Annotated in this window: 18 protein-coding genes and 1 pseudogene; 11 read left to right on the top strand and 8 right to left on the bottom strand. The window is 39.6% G+C overall.

Annotated features, from left to right (window positions below; genetic code table 11):
* The first annotated feature begins 21 nt into the window (after positions 1 to 21).
* The 8 genes and pseudogenes from HPE56_RS00700 (at position 22) to HPE56_RS00665 (ending at position 10,742) form a co-directional block, all read left to right on the top strand.
* Entirely contained in the window at positions 22 to 3,588 is a 3,567-nt protein-coding gene (locus tag HPE56_RS00700; protein ID WP_188241853.1) for a sensor histidine kinase, read from the top strand.
* A 45-nt stretch (positions 3,589 to 3,633) separates the two neighbouring features.
* The gene (locus tag HPE56_RS00695; protein ID WP_188241852.1) at positions 3,634 to 4,008 is read left to right on the top strand and encodes a response regulator; all 375 of its coding nucleotides are present in this window, start codon (positions 3,634 to 3,636) and stop codon (positions 4,006 to 4,008) included.
* A gap of 4 nt (positions 4,009 to 4,012) precedes the next feature.
* Positions 4,013 to 5,053, top strand: a complete 1,041-nt coding sequence (locus tag HPE56_RS00690) for an adenylate/guanylate cyclase domain-containing protein (RefSeq protein WP_188241851.1) — start codon at positions 4,013 to 4,015, stop codon at positions 5,051 to 5,053.
* Positions 5,054 to 5,080: 27 nt separating this feature from the next.
* Positions 5,081 to 5,707, top strand: coding sequence for a Pycsar system effector family protein (locus HPE56_RS00685; RefSeq protein WP_223170128.1), 627 nt, complete (start codon positions 5,081 to 5,083; stop codon positions 5,705 to 5,707).
* 42 nt (positions 5,708 to 5,749) lie between these two features.
* Positions 5,750 to 5,951 (top strand): annotated as a pseudogene (locus HPE56_RS20610) (hypothetical protein).
* A 71-nt stretch (positions 5,952 to 6,022) separates the two neighbouring features.
* Positions 6,023 to 7,519, top strand: coding sequence for a M28 family peptidase (locus HPE56_RS00675; RefSeq protein ID WP_188241850.1), 1,497 nt, complete (start codon positions 6,023 to 6,025; stop codon positions 7,517 to 7,519).
* A gap of 107 nt (positions 7,520 to 7,626) precedes the next feature.
* Positions 7,627 to 9,051, top strand: coding sequence for a M20 family peptidase (locus HPE56_RS00670; RefSeq protein ID WP_188241849.1), 1,425 nt, complete (start codon positions 7,627 to 7,629; stop codon positions 9,049 to 9,051).
* Between the two features lie 245 nt (positions 9,052 to 9,296).
* A complete protein-coding gene (locus HPE56_RS00665; RefSeq protein ID WP_188241848.1) occupies positions 9,297 to 10,742 on the top strand; it encodes a glycoside hydrolase family 30 protein in 1,446 nt (481 codons plus the stop codon).
* Between the two features lie 170 nt (positions 10,743 to 10,912).
* Here the strand turns inward: HPE56_RS00665 and HPE56_RS00660 are convergent, their stop codons facing one another.
* The gene (locus HPE56_RS00660; protein ID WP_188241847.1) at positions 10,913 to 11,155 is read right to left on the bottom strand and encodes a hypothetical protein; all 243 of its coding nucleotides are present in this window, start codon (positions 11,153 to 11,155) and stop codon (positions 10,913 to 10,915) included.
* Between the two features lie 372 nt (positions 11,156 to 11,527).
* A complete protein-coding gene (locus tag HPE56_RS00655; RefSeq protein ID WP_188241846.1) occupies positions 11,528 to 13,003 on the bottom strand; it encodes a helix-turn-helix domain-containing protein in 1,476 nt (491 codons plus the stop codon).
* Positions 13,004 to 13,121: 118 nt separating this feature from the next.
* Between HPE56_RS00655 and aceB the strand changes: the two genes are divergently transcribed.
* Positions 13,122 to 14,720 (top strand): malate synthase A, encoded by a 1,599-nt coding sequence (gene aceB, locus HPE56_RS00650; RefSeq protein ID WP_188241845.1) that lies wholly within the window; start codon positions 13,122 to 13,124, stop codon positions 14,718 to 14,720.
* A gap of 77 nt (positions 14,721 to 14,797) precedes the next feature.
* On the top strand, positions 14,798 to 16,075 hold the full coding sequence (gene aceA, locus HPE56_RS00645) for an isocitrate lyase (RefSeq protein ID WP_223170127.1): 1,278 nt from the start codon (positions 14,798 to 14,800) through the stop codon (positions 16,073 to 16,075).
* A gap of 174 nt (positions 16,076 to 16,249) precedes the next feature.
* Here aceA and HPE56_RS00640 read toward each other — a convergent pair whose 3' ends face one another.
* The 5 genes from HPE56_RS00640 to HPE56_RS00620 form a co-directional block, all read right to left on the bottom strand.
* Positions 16,250 to 16,498: a hypothetical protein gene (locus tag HPE56_RS00640; protein ID WP_188241844.1), complete on the bottom strand. Its 249-nt coding sequence runs from the start codon at positions 16,496 to 16,498 to the stop codon at positions 16,250 to 16,252.
* Positions 16,499 to 16,797: 299 nt separating this feature from the next.
* Entirely contained in the window at positions 16,798 to 17,046 is a 249-nt protein-coding gene (locus tag HPE56_RS00635; RefSeq protein WP_188241843.1) for a hypothetical protein, read from the bottom strand.
* A gap of 195 nt (positions 17,047 to 17,241) precedes the next feature.
* On the bottom strand, positions 17,242 to 18,480 hold the full coding sequence (locus HPE56_RS00630) for a glycosyltransferase (protein ID WP_188241842.1): 1,239 nt from the start codon (positions 18,478 to 18,480) through the stop codon (positions 17,242 to 17,244).
* Between the two features lie 93 nt (positions 18,481 to 18,573).
* Entirely contained in the window at positions 18,574 to 20,085 is a 1,512-nt protein-coding gene (locus tag HPE56_RS00625; protein WP_188241841.1) for a DEAD/DEAH box helicase, read from the bottom strand.
* 269 nt (positions 20,086 to 20,354) lie between these two features.
* The gene (locus tag HPE56_RS00620; RefSeq protein WP_188242483.1) at positions 20,355 to 20,864 is read right to left on the bottom strand and encodes a DUF6155 family protein; all 510 of its coding nucleotides are present in this window, start codon (positions 20,862 to 20,864) and stop codon (positions 20,355 to 20,357) included.
* 180 nt (positions 20,865 to 21,044) lie between these two features.
* Between HPE56_RS00620 and HPE56_RS00615 the strand changes: the two genes are divergently transcribed.
* Positions 21,045 to 21,908, top strand: coding sequence for a sigma-70 family RNA polymerase sigma factor (locus tag HPE56_RS00615; protein WP_109653916.1), 864 nt, complete (start codon positions 21,045 to 21,047; stop codon positions 21,906 to 21,908).
* A 622-nt stretch (positions 21,909 to 22,530) separates the two neighbouring features.
* Here the strand turns inward: HPE56_RS00615 and HPE56_RS00610 are convergent.
* Positions 22,531 to 23,616, bottom strand: coding sequence for a hypothetical protein (locus HPE56_RS00610; RefSeq protein ID WP_188241840.1), 1,086 nt, complete (start codon positions 23,614 to 23,616; stop codon positions 22,531 to 22,533).
* Positions 23,617 to 23,799 lie beyond the last annotated feature (183 nt).

The raw sequence follows: 23,799 nt of genomic DNA, 5'->3' as shown, positions 1-23,799 counted from the left end.
CATAAACAAAGCAAGTCTGAAATGGAAACTACCGTGGGTGATTATAAAGCTCCGGAAGCCATACCGTTACAATTTTCAGAACCAGAACCCTTTGAATGGGAAACCATAACCAATGATTCGCTGACGACACCCGTTACTTATGATTTAAACGTAGATGCCTTGCCCAGTAAACCTTTTGAACTAAACACGTTTAAACCGTTAAAGTCCCCAATGAAGGAATACGATTTGGACTGGGACAGTTATCCTACGGGGGAATTAAAGTTTGATTCCGTTCCCTTTACAGTAACCAAAGCACCTATAAAAAAACCGACCATTACCAAAATGAAACCTCCAGGGAATATGGACGGTACCCATGTAAACTTACTACAACTTTCTACCAATGAAGGATTACCCTCTAATGATGTTACTTCCTTTTTAGAAACTGAAGATGGGGCTATTTGGATAGGGTCTTCCGCGACCAATACACCATTAACCTACTATGATGGTGAGAACGCCTTTGTATACGATTACCCAGGAGTGTACAAAATGACCTTTGACCATCAAGGTAAACTTTGGTTGGTTAGTCCGGGTCCTCGTTTTTTAACAGTATTGGATTTTAAGAACGATACGGCATATAAGATTACCATGACAGACAATTTTACACCTTTCGATATTCTTTGCGACCATACAGGTACGATCTACCTGAACTCGCTTACTGAAGGATTCTACGCAATGGATGCGGAAATGAAAAGTTTACGAAAGATTAAAAATGAAGGCTCCAATAAACCTTGGAAAATATTTGAGGACAGCAAAAATAATTTATGGCTCAGTTATCAGGATGGTTTGAGCGTGTTGGATCCCTCTAGAAAAGAATTTAAAACAATTTCTAATATAGCCGAAATTGAACTGAACTCAATAGTTTGGGATATTAAAGAAGATGCCAATAATAATATTTGGTTAAGTTATCCTTACCCAGCGCCTAATGGTAATTCCAATGCTTCTTCCAGTGTTTTAAGAATAGCAATAGATAAGCAAATAGTTAGTGTTTTAGGTTCTGAAAGCGGATATACCATTACAGGTGATAAACTAGAAGAAGATGCCCAAGGCAACTTATGGATATTCGGATCGACAGAGGCCTTTATACTTAATAAAAATAAGGATGCTTCCAAAACAATTGCCCTAAACGCTACTCTTCAAGGCTCTCTTAGAATACCAACCCCTTTAAAACGTAAAGATGGGTCTATTTGGATTGCGACAAATGATAAAGGAGTGGTCATTGCCAATGAGTTCACTTTAAAAACAGAATATTTTGATGACACAAGAGGTTTAGTAAATAATGAAATATGGGAAATAGAAGAAGATTCAAGGGGTGAACTATGGCTTGGAACCGCTGCAGGAATAAATATTATTGACTTAAATAAAAATTTTATAAAAACCCTAAGTTTTGAGCAATTACATGGCAATACTAACACAATAAGTTTCATTAAAGAGATCACACCTAATATTTATTTTATAAATACTAGAGATGGCTTTTCTATTCTTGATAGGAAAAAAAGTAAACTAATTTCATACGCCAAATCTGGAGCTGTTTTCGGAGCAGGTATTGCAATTATAAATGAACATACCTTTGCAATATATGCGAATACGGGTCTGTATGTCTATAATATTGAAAACAACAGCTTTAAAAAAGTAGTTTCCAAAAATGACCCTGATATTCTAATAGCAGGAAGCGGGTCCATACTATTTTATGATAAAGAAATTCTTTGGATCCCCACTATGAAAGGGTTAGCCAAGGTAAATTTAAAAACGAACACTATACGTTATCTTAGAGAAGAACAAGGTCTAAGTAATAATAATGTATCCATAGCCAAAATTTCTAACGAAGGAGAGCTATGGTTAGCTACCGCAAATGGTATTAACATACTTAACTTAGAACAAAATACGCTTACCTCAATAAAGAAAGAAAACGGACTATATCCTACAGATTTTTATGATCTGACAGAAAAAGGGGGCATGATGTACGCTGCTAGTGGTAATGGCTTGATTGCCGTGGAAAAAGCCACTGCAAAAACAACAGATAAAGGCTTCTATAATTTTAATGGTGGCCTCGGTTTTAAATTTAACGACTATTTACAAAATTCACCTCAATTTTTAAAAAATGGCCAGTTTTGGTCAGGTGTTACAAGTACTTCCAGTGAATTTAGGCTAATGGTGTTGAATACTGAACCTAAAATTGATAGTACCATAAGCGCCGTTCAAATTAATAACATGTTCGTCATGGATGAAAATCCTGGGTTCGGCTTAAACGTTAAGTCAGACTCTACAGTAATTAAAAGTTCTACATATGCAAGTACCAATAGTATAACATGGGATTCGGTAAAACGTCCTTACAACCTACCTCAAGGACTTGTCCTACCCTATGACCAGAACAGTATTAGTTTTAGTTATGGAAGTAATGATATATTCAACAGGGATAAATTAAACTATCGTTTTATTCTAGATGGTGAGGATGAAGATTGGAACTTTGCTTCTTATGCTACGAAGACCAAGAACTATTACAATTTAAAACCAGGGGATTACACCTTTAAAGTTGCTGCAAGAATTGGAAATAGCGGCTGGTCTACACCTGATACGCTTTCGTTTAAAATTAATCCACCTTGGTGGCAAACCTGGTGGGCATACTTGTTGTTTGTCATCATTGCCGGTAGTATTCTTAGGGCATATATCGTTTTCAGGGCCCGGAAATTAACAAAGGAAAATAAACTTTTGGAAGAGCGTGTTTCCCATAGAACGGTGCAGCTTAAAACCAAAATTGATGAGTTGAAGTCCACACAATCCAAATTGATCCAGTCCGAAAAAATGGCAAGTTTGGGTGAACTCACCGCTGGTATTGCCCATGAAATACAGAACCCCTTGAATTTCGTCAATAATTTCTCTGAAGTGAATAAGGAACTTTTGGAAGAAATGGAAGAAGAAATTGAAAATGGCAACTATGATGAAGTAAAAGCGCTGGCAAAAGATGTTTCTTCCAACGAAGATAAAATTATCTTTCATGGTAAACGTGCCGATGGCATTGTAAAAGGGATGTTACAACATAGCCGTAGCAGTTCAGGTCAAAAGGAGTTGACAGATATCAACACCCTATCAGACGAGTACCTTCGCCTAGCCTATCATGGTTTACGTGCTAAGGATAAGACCTTCAATGCAACCTTGAATACGGATTTTGATGACTCCATCGGTAAAATAAACATTGTAGCACAAGATATGGGCAGGGTAATCCTCAACCTGATAACAAATGCCTTTTATGTGGTGAAAAAGAAAAAGGAACAAAACCCTAAAGGATATGAGCCTACCGTTTCCGTGAGCACCGAAAAGCATGGGAACAAGGTACTCATTAAAGTAGCGGATAATGGTAATGGAGTACCTAAAGAAGTGTTGGAAAAAATATTTCAACCTTTTTTTACCACCAAACCCTCTGGCGAAGGTACAGGGCTGGGCTTATCCTTAAGTTATGATATTGTAAAAGTACATGGTGGTGAGTTGACTGTACAGACAGAACAGGGAGAAGGCACCACCTTTACGATTTCATTACCGTATCATTCAAAATAATGAGCCCACTTTATAATTAATCATAAACCACAAAAAGAACAGATTATGAAAATATTAGTTGTAGATGATGAACAAGATGTAAAAGTGTTATTTCAGCAACGTTTTAGAAAGGAAATACGTCGGGAGGAACTGGAATTCGTATTTGCCTTTTCCGGAGAGGATGCGCTAAATGTAATGAAGACCATGGAACAGGAGGCTGTCTTGATATTATCGGATATTAATATGCCAGGCATGAGCGGATTGGAGTTATTGGATACTATTAAAAAGAACTATGTAAAACCACCACCGTTGGTTATGATGATTACCGCCTATGGGGATGAGGAAAATAGAACGATGGCAAAAAATCTTGGGGCCGATGATTTCCTAACCAAGCCTTTAGATTTTTCACTATTAAAGGATAAGCTTATAAATTTAACTTAGGGTTATGGCAAAAATAATGGTAGTAGATGATGAGACTGATTTGGAAATACTCATCAAGCAAAAATTTAGGAAGCAGATTAGACAAAATGAATATGAGTTCGTTTTTGCCATAAATGGTAGGGATGCATTGGATAAGCTTGTAGAACACCCTGGCGTTGATATTGTTTTGAGCGATATCAATATGCCGGAAATGGATGGTCTTACCCTGCTCTCGGAATTGCACGAGTCCAGTCCGCTTATTAAATCGGTCATTGTTTCCGCTTATGGTGATATGGAAAATATTCGTGTTGCAATGAACCGTGGTGCCTTTGATTTCATTACCAAACCCATCAATTTTGAGGATCTTACCTTGACCATGGAGAAAACCCTAAAACATGCCAAAGAGATTAGAAAAACGTTACAGGCAATTAAAGAGAATAATATCCTTAGAATGTATGTCGATGAGAACGTACTTAATTTCATGGGCGGACAGGAATACGAGTCCAAAATTATGGCTAACGAAAGCATTGAAGGCACGGTTATGTTCGTTGATGTCTGTGGTTTTACAAAAATCAGTGAAACAACGAGTCCCGATGTCGTGGTGACCATGCTCAATACCTATTTTGATGCCATGGTTAAGGAGATTATGGGGCAAGATGGTATCATCGATAAATTTATAGGCGATGCCGTAATGGCGGTATTTAGGGGGGAATACCACTTAGACCGTGCTATTGATGCTGCCCTTGCCATTAGAAATCAAGTGAACAGCTTACCCAAAGGGGAAGGCAAAGAAACATACCAGCCAAAAGTTTCTATCGGTATTAAAAGTGGGGAAATGATTTCGGGCAATATTGGTTCTGCCACTCTTAAGCGTCTAGATTACACCGTTATTGGTGATACCGTAAATACTGCAGCTAGATTACAAGATGCTGCTAAAGAAAATCAAATCATAATCTGTGAAGGTTGCTATGAGCAGGTTAAAGAAGCTTTTAAATGTGAGAATCTAGGCAGTATTACCATGAAAAACAAAGCGCAACCACTCACGGTTTATAATGTGCTAGAATAATTCATTGAAATCTATAAATTTCAAACTATGACCAAACCACAACCAACAGATAACGAAAAAAAAACCAAAGCCAAGGAAGGACAAAATCCGTTATCCACTTTCGAAAAAGGGCTCCTTAATGAACTTAAAACGAAAGGACATGCCGAAGAATTGGTGGATCACTATTGGGGTACCATCAACTATGTTTCCAATCTTATAAAGGCTTCCGAGCTTAAAGCTGGACTTATTTTATCCTTTTATGGTATTATACTGAACTTCATTTATCAAAGTGCCGAAACCGTATTGCGCTCAGATGCCAACCCTACCCCATTATATATCCTTACAACCCTATGGTTCTTGGCAACCGTAATTTCGGTTTTTTATAGCGTTCGCTGTTTTATTCCAAAATTGGAGGGGAATTATGATGATAATGTATTCTATTTTGGGGATGTTATCAACAAGTTCGGTACGATCAAGGAATTTTCCAAGAAATTTTATGATGTCAGTATTAATGAAAAAGAGGTTTTTGAGCAATTGGGGGAACAGATCTATATCAATTCCAAAATAGCCGCTTGGAAATTTAGGAACGTACAACGGTCCATTCGGTTTTTGGTAATTAGTCTAGTCTTATTATTTGTAACGGCAGTGTATTTTGGAGTGCATAGAATTGTATAACCATGATTTTGATAATGAGCAACCATAAAATTCAAATTGACCATGCCTGTTTTAGTGCCTTTATCGGACTTGATTGGTCTTTCAAGACAGACCTGTGTTTTGGCCTACCAATGGTGCTCTAATGGCTGTTCTGGCAGTAAGCGGTATTCCATATAATAAGTGGTTGCGCTTTGCCATAAATCCAACGATGGGAATGCTGTTCATAGGGGCTATCAGCATTATGGTCGCTGTTGGGTATCAATAAGAATCAGAGGAAGGGCATCATAGTAAAATCATAAAAAAAGATTCCCAATAAAACCTATTAAAAAGAAAACAATGAAAATAGCAAGAACTTTTTTAATGTACACCGTACTCATCGTAACTACAATAGTTACCGCGCAGACCGATGCCGAAATAGCGGCGGAGACCGTTGATAAAAATGAAATTGAAGGCCATATTTACTTTTTGGCGGATGACGCCTTAAAGGGTCGGGCAACCGGTTCTCCTGAGTTGAAGATAGCTGCTTCCTATCTAGCCAATACGTTACGCAGTTACGGGGTTAAACCTAATCCTGGGAATGGTACGTATTATCAAAATATGGATTTATACCATTTCTTTTTACAGGAAGAAATTGAACTCTCTTTTAATGGACAGTCCTATCCGGAAGTGGTGGCTTTTGATATCGATGCCATAGACAGTGAAGAAGAGGCGGTCTACCTTGATTATGGACTTGAAAAGGATTACAAGGGAAAGGATGTAAAAGGAAAAATAATTATTGCAAAAGCTGGTACCCCGGAAGCTTCTGAATTAAGGCCTGCCATGGGGAGTCGAGCCCCAAAACGGGAGCTGGCCATACAACATGGTGCAAGGGGGTTAATAGAGGTCGGGGCTTTTGATCCTAAATTATGGCCGCGTTTTAAACATGCCTTTGAAGAGCGCACTAGTCTTACTGAAGGTAAAAAAGAGGCTTTACCCCTTTATTTGTGGGTACAGACCACTCCAGAAAATTTGGCAAAACTAGGTACCGAATCCGTACCTCTTAAAATTACAAGCTCTGGAATACATAAAGAAAAGATAAAAACCCAAAATGTAATTGGCGTTTTGGAGGGGACCGACCCAAAACTTAAAGAGGAATACATTATTTACTCGGCCCACTACGACCATATTGGTATTGGTAGACCAGACGCTAAGGGAGATAGTATTTTTAATGGAGCAAGGGATAATGCTATCGGAACAACGGTAGTTCTGACCATGGCGGAGAATTTGGCCAAGTATCCCACCAAACGATCTGCTTTATTTATTCTTTTTACAGGAGAGGAATTGGGGCTTTTGGGTAGTAGGTATTATGTTGAGCATCCTGTTATACCCCTAAATCAAATGATCTATTGCTTCAATACGGACGGAGGTGGATACAACAACACCAGTTTGGCGACAATTGCCGGATTAAACCGTACCACCGCTAAAGATAAAATGATTCAAGGGGCTAAAACTTTTGGTTTAACCGCCTTGGATATAGATGAGGTAGCACCGGAAGAGGGACTTTTCGACCGAAGTGACAATGTTAGTTTTGCTAAGGTTGGAATCCCAGCCCCCACCTACTCTACCGGATTTGATGCTTTCGACGATGAAATCAACAAATACTATCACCAAGCTGCGGATGAAGCTGATAGTCTGGATTATGACTATCTGGTAAAATTCTATCAAGGATATATACTTTCAGGACGGTCTATTGCCAATGACCCAGAGAGACCTTATTGGATCAAAGGTGATAAATATGAGGCGGCTGGCAATGCATTGTATGGTAAAGTTCCTGAAGTTCCTATTAAAGATTAAATCATGGATATTCAGATTCCCTGATACTGTTGGTAATTATTTTATTGACTAAGTTTTAAATGAACTCCGGGACTTTGATAAAAACGTTGAACATAACCCTAACCAAAATGAAAAAAATCCTAAAATACTTATTCAGTGCTTTACTCCTATTAATTGTTGTGCTATTGTTCAACACCATACGTATGAGCTCAAAACAGGTAGCTCCAGAACCATTGGAAGAGGCTGCGATAGCCCAAGATATTTATCAAAACTTAAGTAAAGGCCTTCAATATAAAACGATATCCTATAGTGAAGATGCCGTACCGGATTCTACTGCTTTTTTGGGTTTCCATCGTTTTCTAGAGGGGACATTTCCGTTAGTTCACCAAAAAATGACCCTTAAAAAAATAAGCACCTATAGTTTATTGTACACTTGGCCTGGGAGTGACCCTTCTAAAAAACCGATCATTTTAATGTCCCACCAGGATGTGGTACCTGTAGATGAACCAACATTGGGAGACTGGGAAGCAGGACCTTTTGAAGGGAAAATCACGGAAACGGAAATTATTGGCCGTGGCACGATGGATGATAAAGGAACGCTCATTGCCTTGTTAGAGGCTGCGGAAGGGCTATTGGGAGAATCGTTTCAACCGGAACGTACCATATACTTCGCCTTTGGTCATGATGAGGAAGTCGGAGGCCCTAATGGTGCCGCAAAAATAGCTGAATACCTAAAAGCGAAAGGAGTGCACGCAGCCATGACCTTGGATGAAGGAGGTTTCTTGGCTGAAGATCTTGTTCCAGGTATCAATACTGTTGCCGTGGTAAATCTGGCCGAAAAAGGTTTTGCTTCATTTAAGCTGATTGTTGAAACCTCTGGAGGTCACAGTTCCGCACCGCCAAAAGAAAACACTATAGGAATCCTGGCACAAGCTATCGTAGACCTGGAAAACAACCAAAGACCCTATAAATTGGTAAAACCAATTGATTACCAATTTGAGTATATGGGTCCGGAACTATCATTTTTCCAAAAGGTTGCCTTTGCAAATCCTTGGCTTTTAAAAAAACCGGTTCTTGAAGCTTTAAATGCTCATACCACTACTGCTCCCACAATTATAGACGGTGGGATAAAAAATAATGTCATCCCAACCGTTGCGGAAGCCACTGTCAATTTTAGGATTTTACCGGGAGAAACGATAGCATCCGTGCAAGAGCATATAAAGAATACCATTTCAGACAGAATAAAAATAGAACCTGTAGGCTTTTTAACAAACCCGTCACCTGTTTCCAGCATTGATTCCGATGCGTACAAAATTTTAGAAAAAACCATACGAAGTATGTTCCCTAACAGTGTGGTAGTACCAGGTCTTTTAGGTGGTGGCACCGATTCACGGTATTTTTATGATATTTCAGATGATGTATACCGTTTTTATCCCATTCGGTTAAATCCTAATAATAGAACCCGTTTTCATGGTATTGACGAAAAAATAAGCAAGGCCAATTACAAGGAGCTTGTTGAATTCTCCTATCACTTGATCAAGCAATTTAATTAAGCTATGATTAAATTCTTTCGTAAAATCCGCGAAAACCTTATCAATTAAGGTAAAACTACCCAATATTTTAAATATGCCGTTGGAGGGGCCACACACCTTGCCACCTACCCTTCTCTGTATATCACAGAACTTGGGTGTTGACCCAATAATGTTAAAATCAGTAGTTTTTTGCTCATTTAAAAGCATTGATAATGATGGGGATTCACGAACTTTGTTAGGATAGTTGTATGATTTAAAATATAAAAATGAAATATTTATTCCCTATTCTCCTTTTACTGATGGCTGCCTGTTCCCAACCAAAAATAGAGGTCGTAACTTCTACGGAATTAGAACCTTGGGTTGTCGGTGGGCTGGCGAAAACAACTTCTTCCAAAGAAAATTTGGATGTCCAAATAGTACGTGCGGATACCTTACAGACCATAGACGGATTTGGGACATGTTTCAATGAATTGGGTTGGATGTCGCTGCAACGGCTGAGTCAGGAAGATAGGGACGGAATTCTACAAGAATTGTTCCAACCAGGGGTTGGGGCAAATTTCACGATTTGTAGAATGCCCGTCGCGGCCAATGACTTTGCGGAAAAATGGTATTCTTACGATGAAACGGAAGGCGATTTTGAAATGAAGGATTTTAGTATTGCCAATGATAAAAAAACATTGATGCCTTTTATCCAAAATGCGCAAAAATATAATCCGAAACTGAAAATATGGGCCTCCCCCTGGTCTCCGCCCCAATGGATGAAATACAACAAACATTATGCGGCAAAGAGTTTAATGGGGGATTCTATAAAAATTTCCGATAAAAATGGAAAGGATATTACCTTGATCGGTAATGGCCTACCCTTGGATAGAGAGGGAAAGGAAGGTACCGATATGTTTATTCAAGAGTCCGACTATTATAAGGCTTATGCGCTTTATTTTGCCAAATTTATTGAAGCCTATCGCAAAGAGGGCATCGATATTTTTATGGTAATGCCCCAAAACGAATTCAATTCGGCACAGGTTTTCCCCAGTTGTACATGGACAGCGAAGGGGTTAACTACGTTCGTAGGTCAATATTTAGGGCCTGCGATGAAAGAATTAAATGTAGATGTAATGTTCGGCACCATGGAGCGTGGGAATGAAGCTCTTGTAGATACTGTATTGACCGATGTTGATGCCAAGAAATTTGTATCGGGTGTTGGTTTTCAATGGGCAGGTAAGGAATCCATTCCGGGGATACATAAGCGTTACCCGGATCTAACCCTGTACCAAACCGAACAAGAGTGTGGAAATGGAAAAAATGATTGGTCTAAATGCGTATATTCTTGGGGACTTATGAAACATTATTTATCCAATGGGGCCAATGCCTATATGTATTGGAATACGTCTTTGGATGCGGGAGGAATAAGTACTTGGGGATGGCAACAGAATTCATTGGTTAGTGTAGATACCACTGATAATACGTTTCAATACAATCATGAGTATTATTTACTTAAGCACGTGAGCCATTATGTACAAAAAGGGGCTAAACTCTTACGAACAACCGGTAGTTTTGACAATATGCTGGCTTTTAAGAATCCGGATGATAGTATTATCCTTGTGATGCAAAACGAATTAAAGGAAAATCGACAGTTGAGTCTAAAACTGGATGGCACCTATATTTCCGTTGATTTAAAGCCGGACTCCTTTACCACCCTAAAGGTAGAATAAGGTTTATGTAATATTTAGCAACTAAGGATTTTTAGGCTTACCTCCCACTCCATTCCACCAAATACTTTGTGGTAAGGGTTGTGGCATTAGTTTCTGTATTCGTAGCTATAAATCAATTCATTGAAATAATCGTAGGACAATTTTTGTATTCAATGTTTGCTTCAATCTTCTTAAGCCATTTTAGCTTTGTTTCTTTTGGTAGTAAAAGAAAGTGCTTTCTTAACCTTGGAGTTTTTGAATTTGTATAATCGAGCTACTTCAGTAGTAGTTTCAGTCTTAACCTCGTTTTTGGTTTCCGTAGTAGTAACGATAGTCATTTCAATAGTTTCAACCTGTACTTCTTGAGTGTTGTTTTGGGCTTGTGCAGTTATTCCGAAGAAGATGATAAAGATGATGGTTGCTATTGCTTTCATGACTTGTTTTGTTATATAATGATAACAGTAACAAGTGCATTTTGAAGGGTTGCAATTCGCTGAACGCCCCTATTTATCGTTATTTGACAAGAATTGGGGTGAAGTGTGGAATTCCCTCGGTAAACGGGAAGCACCCCAAAAACAGCTTACCGAAAAAAGTGGTATTTAAACGGGAGAATAGTGCGCATCACGTCCGTGAAAATGGGAATAGAATCCCCAAAGGAGCCATAATTACCGATACCGTAAAATATATATATAGGTTAGGGGGCTATCCCGTTTTTTCAAATGAAGATTTGTAGGGGATGGCAGAAACCGAGACCAAACCCCTATAGCCGTTATTGCTTCGTTCTATTCTGTTGTAAAAAGAGCACTTTATGATAGATTATCCATTAAGTGTTCAACCGTGGCTTCGATTTTTTGGTTCAACAACTCCTTTTCCAAAATTTTGGGAGGTACGATGCGTTCCTTACAATCGGTGATAGGGCAACGCTCGCATGTTACCCCTACATGGTAGTTCGCAATTTTGGGGTCGTCCAGGAATGCCATCTTACGTTTTAGCTGTGGATTGATCAATATGCCTATACTGATACTTCGGTATTGGTTTTCCTTAAACGGGTCTTTCGTGGCCGAGGAAAACACCAAATAAGAAGGCTGGTTATTGGGATAATGGGATATTTGCACATCAAAGACATGCTTCTCCTTCTTCTTTATGATCTGTTGTAGCACCCGTAAGGAAACCCATCGCCGACAATAATGTTCATTGTTTTCATTCGCATGGGGTGAATGCTGGTGCGATAAGTGTAACTCCTTGGTGAGATAATACTTCTCATCCCCTTTTTTATGTACAAATCGCAAAAAGAAAAGGTTCTGTACATTAAAGTCCTTCGGTAGTATGTTTGTCATACGTTGGTACAACGATTCCGGTGAGGCATTGAAAGAGTCGATCATTTTAACGAACAGTCCGGGATCAAAGGTTTTCTTATTGAACAACTGTTTTAGTTGTTTCGTGAATGGCTCTCGGGGTAAAATCATGGCTCCCGCAAAATAGGAAGCGTAGAAATTATTGAGGACCTGGTCAAAATTCTCGAATTTGATCCAAGAAAATGTATAGAGCCTTTCCTGATACCCCAGGAAATTAAAGGCAATTTCCTTGGCATAAATAAACGTACGTTGTGCCTCATCTATATGATTCGCCAATAAAAGGGTTTTGGTCTTGGGAACAAAAATCGAACGCAGGGCATCCAATTCCTTATGCTTTTCCAAATCTTTATTGTTAATGGTATACCCATATTCCTCCACGAGGATTTCCTCCAATTCCTGTGAGGTTACATTCTGGCTTAGGTCGATTTGATACGCCTTTGCAAATTTAAGGACCTCTTGCTCCAATGCATCGAAATAGTTGTGGTTGGCCTCTTGGAAGGAGCGTAAAGAGGCTAGAAAGAAGCTTTCCTTTCCAAAATCATAGTTCTGTGCGATCTTGATTATGGTACTGATAAAGGCATTCATTTTCGCCGGGGCATTGGATACGATATCGATTAACGTACTTTCTTTGATTCCTAAGAGGTCCAATGGAATCTCTTTTAAGACCTTCGACTGGAGAATTTCGCCAATCGGGGCTAGATTCTTATCCAGTTTCAGGGATACCATTTGGTCATAAGGTACGTCCAATTTTTCGGCAAGGATGGAAATTTTATCCGGTTTGGGATATTTTTTTCCCTTTTCAATTTCATTCAAATAGGATTTGGACAGGCCGGAAAGTTTTGATAGTCCAAATAGCGATAAATTCCTGTCAGTCCTTATCTGCTTTAGCTTCAGCCCAAAAATAAGTTTAATATAATCTTCTTCCATACATACAAATATAACCAATTTTGCGAATATCAATAAATAGCGAATAAATATAATTAGCGAACGTTCGCTTGTTTTTATAAAATGTTTTTTATAACATTGTTCTCGTAAAATCAATGTCATGGAAAACACACTATTAAAATTACCGCCGGTCAACTTCGCCAAGGAAGTACAAAACCATTATCCGGAAATCCTTACCAAGGAGGCACTTACCTTTCTTTCCGCATTGCATGAGTATTTTAATGCCGAACGATTGGAGTTGTTGAAATCCAGGAAGGAACAACAAAAGGAATTTGATCAGGGGAAGTTTCCGGATTTCCCCCATGAAACCGGGGCTGTACGAGCAGGCATATGGACTGCCGCACCCATTCCACATGATCTTCAGGATCGTCGTGTGGAAATCACTGGACCCGTAGATCGTAAAATGATCATCAATGCCTTGAATTCAGGGGCAAAGGCCTTCATGGCCGATTTAGAGGATAGCAACTCCCCTACGTGGCAAAATACCATTGAAGGCCAAAGGAATCTTATCGATGCCAATAAAGGGACCATATCCTTGGTCGATACCGTAAAAAACAAATCGTATCGGTTGAATGAAGAAACTGCGGTGCTAATGGTTCGGCCTAGGGGACTTCATCTTAATGAAAGACATCTGACCATCAATGGGGAAGAACTATCCGGTAGTGTGGTCGATTTTGGACTTTATGTCTTCCATAACACCCAAACGCTGATGAAAAAAGGAACGGCTCCGTACTTTTACCTACCAAAATTGGAACATTACCTAGAAGCTCGCTGGTGGAATAGGGTTTTTGAATTTGCCGAAAACTATGTAGAGGTACCTGTAGGAACGTTTAAGGCAACCGTGCTCATAGAGACCATTACGGCAAGCTTTCAGTTGGATGAGATCATTTATGAGCTGAAGGACCATATTGTGGGACTCAATTGCGGACGATGGGATTATATTTTCTCCTATATCAAAAAATTCAGGAACCATCCCAATTTTGTGGTCCCGAATAGGGATCAGGTAACCATGACCTCACCCTTTATGGATGCGTATTCAAAGTTGGTGATCCAGCGCTGTCACAAAAGGGGTATCCTGGCTATTGGGGGTATGGCGGCACAAATACCTATCAAGAACAATGAAAATGCGAACCGGATCGCATTGGAAAAGGTTCGGGTGGATAAGGAACGGGAAGCCAAAAACGGCCATGACGGTACATGGGTGGCACATCCTGATTTGGTAGCGGTGGCCATGGAAGAGTTCAACAAATACATGCCGACACCCAATCAGATGCATGTTTCAAGGGATGATGTAAAAATCACAGCTGAGGATTTAGTCGAAATACCTTTGGGAACAGTGACTGAAAGCGGTGTGCGTAAAAACATCAACGTAGGAATACTATATACCGAGGCTTGGCTCCGTGGTTATGGTGCAGTTGCACTCTACAATCTTATGGAGGATGCCGCAACGGCTGAAATTTCCCGGACCCAAGTATGGCAATGGTTGAAGAACGAAGTGAAGCTAGACGATGGTAGAACGTTCAACTTGGAATTATGCAATAGGATCTTTGATGATGAAGTTGAAAAGATCATAAAGGAAGTCGGGGAACAAAATATGGTCAATACCAAATTTGAATTGGCCATAGACCTTTTTAGGAAACTGATTACGGCAGAAGAGTTTGAGGAATTTCTAACGCTATCTGCCTACAACTATATATAACTAAAAAAAATCCCGCGAATGCGGTAACACTCGACGGGATTCTCAATTATTAATTACTAATAACGTTTCGTAAAATTATGGAAAAACAAGACAGAATTCAAGCATTAATTGCAGATTGGACCACTAATCCGCGTTGGAAAGGTATTGAAAGGCCTTATACGGCAGAAGAAGTTGTAAAATTACAAGGTTCGTACAAGCTAGAACATAGTATCGCCCGCTTGGGAGCCGAAAAATTATGGCAAAAATTGAATGCACAGGATTTTGTGGCCGGCTTGGGCGCTTTGACCGGCAATCAGGCTGTACAGGAAGTTGAAGCAGGATTGGAAGCGATTTACTTAAGTGGATGGCAGGTAGCAGCCGATGCCAACCTTGCTGGGGAAATGTACCCTGACCAGTCCCTCTACCCTGCCAATAGCGTACCTTCAGTAGTAAAGCGAATCAATAATGCCCTGTTGCGCAGAGATCAAATTCAATGTGTGAATGGTGATGGTACAACGTTGGATTATTTGGTGCCTATCGTTGCAGACGCCGAAGCAGGATTCGGAGGTAACTTAAATGCCTTTGAACTGATGAAGGCGATGATCGAGGCGGGTGCATCAGGCGTGCATTTTGAAGACCAATTGAGCTCTGCTAAAAAATGCGGCCATTTGGGAGGTAAAGTATTGGTACCGACACAAGAGGCGATAAATAAGTTGGTCGCAGCCCGTTTGGCTACCGATGTCATGGGGGTTCCTACCTTGATCATTGCCCGAACCGATGCCGATGCAGCCAATTTGTTGACCAGTGACATTGATGCCCGTGATCATAAATTCATCAACGGAGAACGCACGAATGAAGGGTTTTTTGGGGTCAACAATGGTATTAAGCAAGGTATTGCCAGGGGATTGAGCTATGCTCCGTATGCCGATTTGATATGGATGGAAACATCAAATCCTGATTTGGACTATGCCCGTGAATTTGCCGAAGCGATCCATGCGAAATATCCGGGTAAGATGTTGGCCTACAACTGTTCTCCCTCTTTTAATTGGGCCGCAAAGCTAAGTGTTACAGAAATGGAAACCTTTAGGGAGGAATTGGCCATAATGGGTTATAAGTTCCAGTTTATCACCCTTGCAGGATTCCATGCCTTGAATACCAGTATGTTCGAATTGTCCAAGGCGTACAAAGAACGAGGTATGGCAGGCTATTCCGAATTGCAGGAACGCGAGTTCAAATTGCAGCAAAGTGGATTCAAGGCGGTGAAACATCAAGGATTTGTAGGTACCACCTATTTTGATGCCGTACAGAATACCGTTACCGCAGGGGCAGCGAGTACTGTGGCCATGAAAGATAGTACTGAGGTAGCACAGTTCTAAAAGTATCTTATATCTTATTAAAAAAGCAGCTGGGCCCCACCCAGCTGCTTTTTGTTTCCATAGGCTCCTACCCTTGCAATCTCAATCCTTGATTGTTTTGGATAAGTATGTATTGTTTTTTTGGTTGATATAACAAAAGCGGGTCAATAAAGAGAGCAATACGGTGAGGGTTACTTATGCCATTTTAGCTTTGTTTCTTTTGGTGGTAAAAGAAAGGGCTTTTTTGATTTTGGAATTTTTGAACTTGTACAATCTGGCAACTTCCGTATTTGTATCGGACTTCACTTCGTTCTTGGTTTCAGCGGCCGTGGAGATGGTGATACCCATTTCGATGGTTTCAACGTGTACCTCTTGGTTATTGTTCTGTGCTTGGGCAGTTATTCCGATGAAGATGATAAAGATGATGGTTACGATTGCTTTCATGACTTGTTTTGTTATATAATGATAACAGTGACAAGTGTATCTTGAAGGGTTGCAATTCGCTGAACGTCCCTATTTATCGTTCTTTGACAAGATTAGGGATAAAGTGCAAAATTCCCTCGATAAACGGGAAGCACCCTAAAAACAGCTTACCGAAAGAAGGGGTCGTTAAACGATGAAACAAGGCTTCAGTCATGCCTAATTTATTCTTTTCCTCGATTTATTTGAAGTATTATATGGAGTTCGTCCAGGTTGGTATAACAAAAGCGGGTCAATAAAGAGAGCAATACGGTAATGGTTACTTATGCCATTTTAGCTTTGTTTCTTTTGGTGGTAAAAGAAAGGGCTTTTTTGATTTTGGAATTTTTGAACTTGTACAATCTGGCAACTTCCGTATTTGTATCGGACTTCACTTCGTTCTTGGTTTCAGCAGCCGTGGTGATGGTGATACCCATTTCGATGGTTTCAACGTGTACCTCTTGATTATTGTTCTGTGCTTGGGCAGTTATTCCGATGAAGATGATAAAGATGATGGTTACGATTGCTTTCATGACTTGTTTTGTTATATAATGATAACAGTGACAAGTGTATTTTGAAGGGTTGCAATTCGCTGAACGTCCCTATTTATCGTTCTTTGACAAGATTAGGGATAAAGTGCAAAATTCCCTCGATAAACGGGAAGCACCCTAAAAACAGCTTACCGAAATAAGGGGTCGTTAAACGATGATCTTAAGGGTAGATAGTTGTTATTTATTCTTTTCCTCGATCCATTTGGAAAGATATTTGGTACCTGCCATGGATTGATGGCGTACCATGGCCCCTATAAAATTGTTTGTTCTATGCTCTTTCAAATGGGAATGAAGTGCATCTAGGATGTCCGCTAAGGTTTTATCGAGGATTTTCTTATTGTAGTAGGTGTCGATAATCCCAAATCCATTTTGCTGGGCCTGTAGCCATTCCGATTCATTGTTGTACAATGCAATGGCGGACTTGGCGATTTCCTCGGCACTATTCACAATATGTCCATTCCATGGTAAATCGTCATTCATGCCCTCCGCTCCTATTGTTGTCGTTACGCTAGGGGTACCATAGCGCATGGCATCGATCAATTTACCTTTGATTCCCGCTCCAAAACGCAATGGGGCCAAATTTACTCGACTCTTGCCCATTACTTCCTGTACCTCCTTGGCCCATCCTTTGACCATAAAACCGGTTTCAGGTTTGTGCATTTGTTTGATATGCGCTGGGAGATACGCACCATGGATATGTAACTCGGCCTTTGGTAGGGCTTTACGGATCAATGGCCATATATCTGATTTGAGCCATATAACGGCATCCATATTGGGTGCGTGCTTGCCATTGCCCATGTAGATAAAACCCTCTCGAGCCTTAAATGGTAATCTGTCCGAAGCATTTTCTTTTTCAATCGTCTCCAATTGAAAGGGCAGATGAAGCAATAGGCTTTTATCCATCTTGATGACGGCCGTTAACAAATCCATTTCAAAGGAGGATATAATCAGGGAAAGATCACATCTGTAGATCGAGGCCACTTCCCTTTTGGTCATATCGCTCTGTAGCCATAGCGTTGCATTGAATTCCTTGTTCGACTTAAAACATTGTTCCCGTACAGCCCGTAATGAATGTAAATCCTCTGTGTCCAATATACGCAGGGCATTGGGCACTGTTTCGGCTACGCGCCAACCAAACTGTTCCTCGGTCAAAAATCGGTCGAAAAGCACAATTGAGGGATCTAGGTTTTTGACAAAAACATTGAAACCTGAATCATTCAGAAGAATGTTCTGGGTTGCTATACCTAGTGTATTCAAGTTTAGGGAATGTTCCGTACGACTGGCAGTACTGGCAAACGTGATTTTATAATTTTGCTCAAGGAAAAACCGGATCAATTGCAACATTCTGTTGCCGGCAGCCGTCGTTGAGGGTTCAGGCCAGGTATAACCAATGATAAGAAGCTGTTGTTGTCCCATTATTCTCAAAAATTGTCGGTTGGAAGTGTACCATATGCATGGCGTGTTCAAAAGCACATATTTCCAACGAACGATACGAATATATCCTTAAAATCACATCCTTTCAGCGAACATCTTTGAAATCTTAGAGCGCAATTTACGTTCGTAATCCTCTTCCAGCCACTCTTTGTAATTTTTGGTATTATTCATAATACAGTAGGAATATTGGCGTACCCGATAGGCGATTTCCTCTTTCAATGACTTGGCCAATATACGGGCATCAAAAACATCCTCGGCATTCTCGACACAAATTTGGGCATGTTGCTCAATACTATTTTCTAAAACGATCTTGGATTTTAAGCCTTGTGCAAATACTTTTTTGTATTCGGCCTTGATATCAAATTCGATATTTTCCGAATTCGAAAATTGCTTGCGGAGTTCAGAGGGCATCTCATAAACGAATTCCCGTTCAATTTCCTCATCATTCTTGATGTTTTCAAGATAGAAATCAGGGAAATGGAAGATTTCTTGCCAATCTATAGGGGCGTTCCACAGTCCAAACCGGGCAATATTGTTCCCCAGGTCGACTACCGTAAATTCCTCTTTGTTCGGTAAAACCCTGGATCCACGACCGATCATTTGAAAATATAAGGTCAGTGAACGTGTGGCCCTGTTAAGCATAATGGTTTCAACAGTAGGCTCATCAAATCCCGTTGTTAGGATACTTACCGAGCTAAGGATGGCATCCGGTGTTTCGGAAAACCATTGTAATATTTCGCGTCGTTCGGAAGCCGTATTCTTATTGTCTAGGTGTCGAATGGGGAGTCCGGCTTTTTTAAAGGTCTCATACACATAGATCGAGGTGTTGATACCATTGTTGAAAATAAGGGTCTTCTTCCCTTTTGAAATCTCATTATAGGCATTAAGAAGCTTGCCCAACATACTTTGGTTCCCATAGAGTTCATCAGAGGATTTTACGGTATAATCCCCATTGATTCCCAGTTTCAACCCCTGAAGGCTCACGTCGTAATTGTACATATTGGCCTTGGCCAAGAATCTCCTATTGATCAAGGATTCTATAGACTCCCCAACAATCAACTTCTGATAGTTGTCCTTCATAGGAAGTTTGATATTCGAACTTAGAGGGGTGGCCGTTACTCCAAGAATAACCGCATGTTCAAAATATTTGAACAATTTTCGAAAAGAATTGTAGTGGGCCTCATCGATAATCACCAACCCAATATTATTGATTTCTATTTTTTCATCCTGTAATCGGTTGTTTAGGGTCTCTACCATGGCTACAAAGCACATGAAATTATCTTGGTCATTCAATTCTTTGACCTCGCTATTGATGATTTTGTTCTTGACCCCAAAACCATGGAGCATTCGGGAGGTTTGTTGACTTAATTCTATACGGTGCGTTAAGACAACGACCTTCTTTTGGGTTTTGGATATATATCGTTTTGCGATTTCCGAGAAAACCACTGTTTTTCCCCCACCCGTTGGTAATTGATATAGTAGATTAACATTGTCGGGGGACTCTTCCAAATAATTGAATATGGTATTGAGGTCCTCTAACTGATAATCGTAAAGTGTTTTTTCTTTGGTGTTTTTTTGTACTTCCAAACAGGTCGATTTGTGATTTTCTACATTTCTTTTTTATTGGGTGTTACGGCAAAGCCCAATTTTGCAAAATTAGGAGAAATATAAACCTGTACGAAATTTAAGGGCATAAATCCTTGAAAAATATGGAACGGTACCCTGTAACGTGTGGATAAACAGTGATATACGTAAAATGTAAGTTCGCAAAACTTTACTGGCCAACTGATTCTGGATAAGTAAGCCTAAGTAGGAGGTGGATTTTGTTTTTCTATCCGGTAATAATGCGCTACAGATCAGTCCAGGATATCCAAAGCCCTGGAAAATCCTTCTTGGAAACTCCAATGGTTATCTTGTGTGAAATTATATACTTTGACTATGCGTTCCTTATAATTGGGCAATAGCCCATTTAAGGATATGAACTGGACCATTTCGGTGAACGAATTCAACATACTCTTGAAAAAGGACTCGGGCACATTGCGCTCCAAGGAAAAAGTTTGTGCGATTTCGAGGTTAAACAACATTACTTCGGCGATTAAATGGGGCTCTACCCCCAACTTCATAAAATGCTTGATGTATTTCTGGGCCACAGAACGCCGTGCTTTGGGTCTTTTTCTTTTTAAAGGGAAATATTCATTGGAAATTTTTGCTTTGGCTTCCTGCACCATTTTATCCTCTTTCGGATTAAAGATAAAGTCGTAATACTCTTTCACCACGGGAAACCGGGTATAGAGATCCAGAAGTTGCTCTTCCAACTCCCGTTTTTTAAGTTCCGTCACATATTTCTTTAGGGCCCTTTTACTCATCTTCTCGTCTTGAATTTCAAAAATACACCAAGCAATAGTAAAATACCTGTCCAGTTGTGCTTTAATTCCGAAACTTGTCATAAATTCTGTATAACATTCATGGAATCTTTTGGAAAAGACAGAATATTAATGTATTATGAAGACTTGTAGAATGTTGAATTTTAAACTCGAACTATATATATGAGGCAACTTAAGATTATCAAGCAGGTAACCAATAGAGAATCAAAATCACTGGATAAATACTTGCAGGATATCAGTAAAATCGAATTGATAAATGCCCAAGAAGAAGTAGAATTAGCACAGCGTATTCGGGCCGGTGATCAAATTGCCCTTGAAAAATTGACCATAGCCAATTTACGTTTTGTCGTTTCTGTGGCAAAACAATACCAAAACCAAGGATTAAAATTACCCGATTTGATCAATGAGGGTAATTTGGGGCTTGTTAAGGCCGCTAAACGTTTCGATGAGACCCGTGGGTTCAAATTTATCTCCTACGCAGTCTGGTGGATCCGTCAATCAATTCTGCAGGCCTTGGCAGAACAATCACGGGTGGTAAGACTTCCTTTGAACAAGATCGGTTCTATTAATAAGATCAAAAAGACATTTTCTTATTTGGAACAGGCCCATGAACGTCCACCATCCCCTGAGGAAATTGCCAAAGAACTTGAAATGACGGTTTCTGAGGTAAAACAGTCCCTTAAGAATTCAGGAAGACATGTATCCATGGATGCTCCACTTCGTGAGGGTGAGGATTCGAACCTTTATGATGTACTCCGTTCTGGGGAATCACCAAGACCCGATAAGCTCTTATTACAACAGTCATTGAATACCGAGATCAATAGGGCCCTTGAAACCTTATCCCCTCGAGAGGCTGATGTGGTTAAGCTCTATTATGGTATTGGGGATCAACAATCGATGACCTTGGCCGAAATTGGGCAGACTTTTGATCTTACACGGGAGCGTGTTCGTCAAATTAGGGAAAAGGCCATAAGAAAGTTACGTCACAATTCCAGAAGTAAATTATTAAAAACGTATTTGGGATAGGCGAAGAGAATAATAAACGGCAATAAAAAAAGCCCTGACGTTATCGTCAGGGCTTTTTTTATGGTTAATCAGCTCTTTAGGAAAAGCTTAATTTACTAACATTGATGTCTACCAAGATTTCATTCAAATTCTCAATAAAATTCATGTAAGCTGCGTTATCTGCGTTTCTATTTGCCATAATGCGTAAGGTTTTAGGGGGTTATGGGGTTAACGAAAAGGATTACATATAATCCAATTCTACTAATTCATTGATACTTAAAATTTCGTTCAGATCTTGGAGGAAAGCTAAATACTCCTCCCCGTAGGTATCGTATAGCATGTGGTTTAAGGTTAAGTTATAGCTGCAATAAGCAAGCGATTTGGGTTATTATTTATACAGTAAACATATTGATAACGGGGCCATGGCGCAATAAATTGTGGTGAAACAAAAAAAATGTGTTGTCAAAATAGCATTTTTAATGGAATAGCAAATCCAGTAAAAACAAGGTGTTGCAGTTCATCGAGGATTTAATCATTTGGTGGACTATCAAAAAAGGCCTGTTTTTTCAATTTGAGGATTTGAAAGTAAAAAGGATGGCAAAAATATTGTCCAAATGATCTGTAACAGGAAACCAAAAGAAGGTTATCGGATGGATCTTTTTATCACATCTAGGATTGATGAATTCTGTTCTAACCACGCTTTGAATAATTCCTGTTGGTTCGTTGTACGTTCCTGTGAAAGAATATCGAAGGTATCTGAAAGATCAAAACATAGGCTTTCCTTGAAAATCTTATTTTCGAGACCCTGTAGTACCGTAATAGCCTTTGTGCGAATTTCAGCATTCGGGTCTTTACAAAGCTTCTTTAAAAAGTTCAATTCTTTTTTATCACCTACATCAAGGATCATATCCATTAAAATAAGTTTCGCCTCAACGTCACAGTTACGGAAAAGATCCTCAAAAACACTAAAGGGATTGAATTCCTCCTCTAAATAGTTTCGGATATTCCTTTGTGAGGTCTTGGCCTCCCGAATCTTGAATTCAAGCATAATCCCTTCTATTCTGTTTATGATGTCTTCGTTCTTCGATTTTAATTGTAGCTCTTTGAGTAAAGGTATTTCACGACAATCACCAAACGCTTCAATATCCTCTAGTAAGCGCCTACTTATAAAGGTTTTTCCGTCAAATAAGATAGGATTGGAAAGTCTTGATGAAATATTAAGGGATTCATGCTGTTCCTGGGCAGGTTCGTTTAATCCACCCTGATCATCAGGAATCAAGGAAATAAACTTTAATAAGGAGCCCAAATTCGTATCTGCATCTATCTCGAACCATTCCAAACCATCATGGAGGGCCTTCTTGGGGTCATTGACTTCAGTTCCGGATTCTGGATTCCCAGTGATAGTGCTCCCATCATCGATGACCAAGGGTAAAAATGTCAATTCGTCCTCATTGATTCCTAAGGTACTTGAAGAAATGGAAGCCTCCGCTGCTGAATTCCCAATTTCGTCCTTGTGGACTACTTTAGGTAAAAAGTCAATATTTAAATGGACAGTTTCGGTATGCAGGGCATTGATGCTTTTATTATTCTGTCCATCCCAGTGGTTATAGGGCTTACGTGATTTTGGTATGACTTCGGAAGAATTATGTTTGTCGATGGAAAAAGGGAAATGTCCGTGTGATTCCAGTTTATGTTCTTTTTCAATCTTCCTTTGTATTGAAACGCTCATTTTGCTTAGGAATCGGATCGTAACAAAGTATAGTGCCGTAAGGGTCACTATCAATAAGGAAAGGTCCCATAACAAGTTTTCATGAAGTTTGGGAACTATGAAAAGTAAATCGGTTTTATATGTCAGTAATAGATAGTTCAACTTTGGTCTTATTCTGTTTAATTTTTATTTTTTGAATGTTCA

Source organism: Maribacter aquimaris (genome assembly GCF_014596745.1).
GTDB classification, from domain to species: Bacteria; Bacteroidota; Bacteroidia; order Flavobacteriales; family Flavobacteriaceae; genus Maribacter_A; species Maribacter_A aquimaris.
Note: the sequence above shows the minus strand (reverse complement) of the source record. Positions and strands in the feature narration are given on the sequence as shown.

Bases quoted from the DNA above. Each gene is read 5' to 3' on its own strand.
- HPE56_RS00700 (WP_188241853.1), top strand. From the start codon at position 22: ATGGAAACTACCGTGGGTGATTATAAAGCTCCGGAAGCCATACCGTTA.
- HPE56_RS00695 (WP_188241852.1), top strand. From the start codon at position 3,634: ATGAAAATATTAGTTGTAGATGATGAACAAGATGTAAAAGTGTTATTT.
- HPE56_RS00690 (WP_188241851.1), top strand. From the start codon at position 4,013: ATGGCAAAAATAATGGTAGTAGATGATGAGACTGATTTGGAAATACTC.
- HPE56_RS00685 (WP_223170128.1), top strand. From the start codon at position 5,081: ATGACCAAACCACAACCAACAGATAACGAAAAAAAAACCAAAGCCAAG.
- HPE56_RS00675 (WP_188241850.1), top strand. From the start codon at position 6,023: ATGAAAATAGCAAGAACTTTTTTAATGTACACCGTACTCATCGTAACT.
- HPE56_RS00670 (WP_188241849.1), top strand. From the start codon at position 7,627: ATGAAAAAAATCCTAAAATACTTATTCAGTGCTTTACTCCTATTAATT.
- HPE56_RS00665 (WP_188241848.1), top strand. From the start codon at position 9,297: ATGAAATATTTATTCCCTATTCTCCTTTTACTGATGGCTGCCTGTTCC.
- HPE56_RS00660 (WP_188241847.1), bottom strand. From the start codon at position 11,155: ATGAAAGCAATAGCAACCATCATCTTTATCATCTTCTTCGGAATAACT.
- HPE56_RS00655 (WP_188241846.1), bottom strand. From the start codon at position 13,003: ATGGAAGAAGATTATATTAAACTTATTTTTGGGCTGAAGCTAAAGCAG.
- aceB (WP_188241845.1), top strand. From the start codon at position 13,122: ATGGAAAACACACTATTAAAATTACCGCCGGTCAACTTCGCCAAGGAA.
- aceA (WP_223170127.1), top strand. From the start codon at position 14,798: ATGGAAAAACAAGACAGAATTCAAGCATTAATTGCAGATTGGACCACT.
- HPE56_RS00640 (WP_188241844.1), bottom strand. From the start codon at position 16,498: ATGAAAGCAATCGTAACCATCATCTTTATCATCTTCATCGGAATAACT.
- HPE56_RS00635 (WP_188241843.1), bottom strand. From the start codon at position 17,046: ATGAAAGCAATCGTAACCATCATCTTTATCATCTTCATCGGAATAACT.
- HPE56_RS00630 (WP_188241842.1), bottom strand. From the start codon at position 18,480: ATGGGACAACAACAGCTTCTTATCATTGGTTATACCTGGCCTGAACCC.
- HPE56_RS00620 (WP_188242483.1), bottom strand. From the start codon at position 20,864: ATGAGTAAAAGGGCCCTAAAGAAATATGTGACGGAACTTAAAAAACGG.
- HPE56_RS00615 (WP_109653916.1), top strand. From the start codon at position 21,045: ATGAGGCAACTTAAGATTATCAAGCAGGTAACCAATAGAGAATCAAAA.
- HPE56_RS00610 (WP_188241840.1), bottom strand. From the start codon at position 23,616: ATGAGCGTTTCAATACAAAGGAAGATTGAAAAAGAACATAAACTGGAA.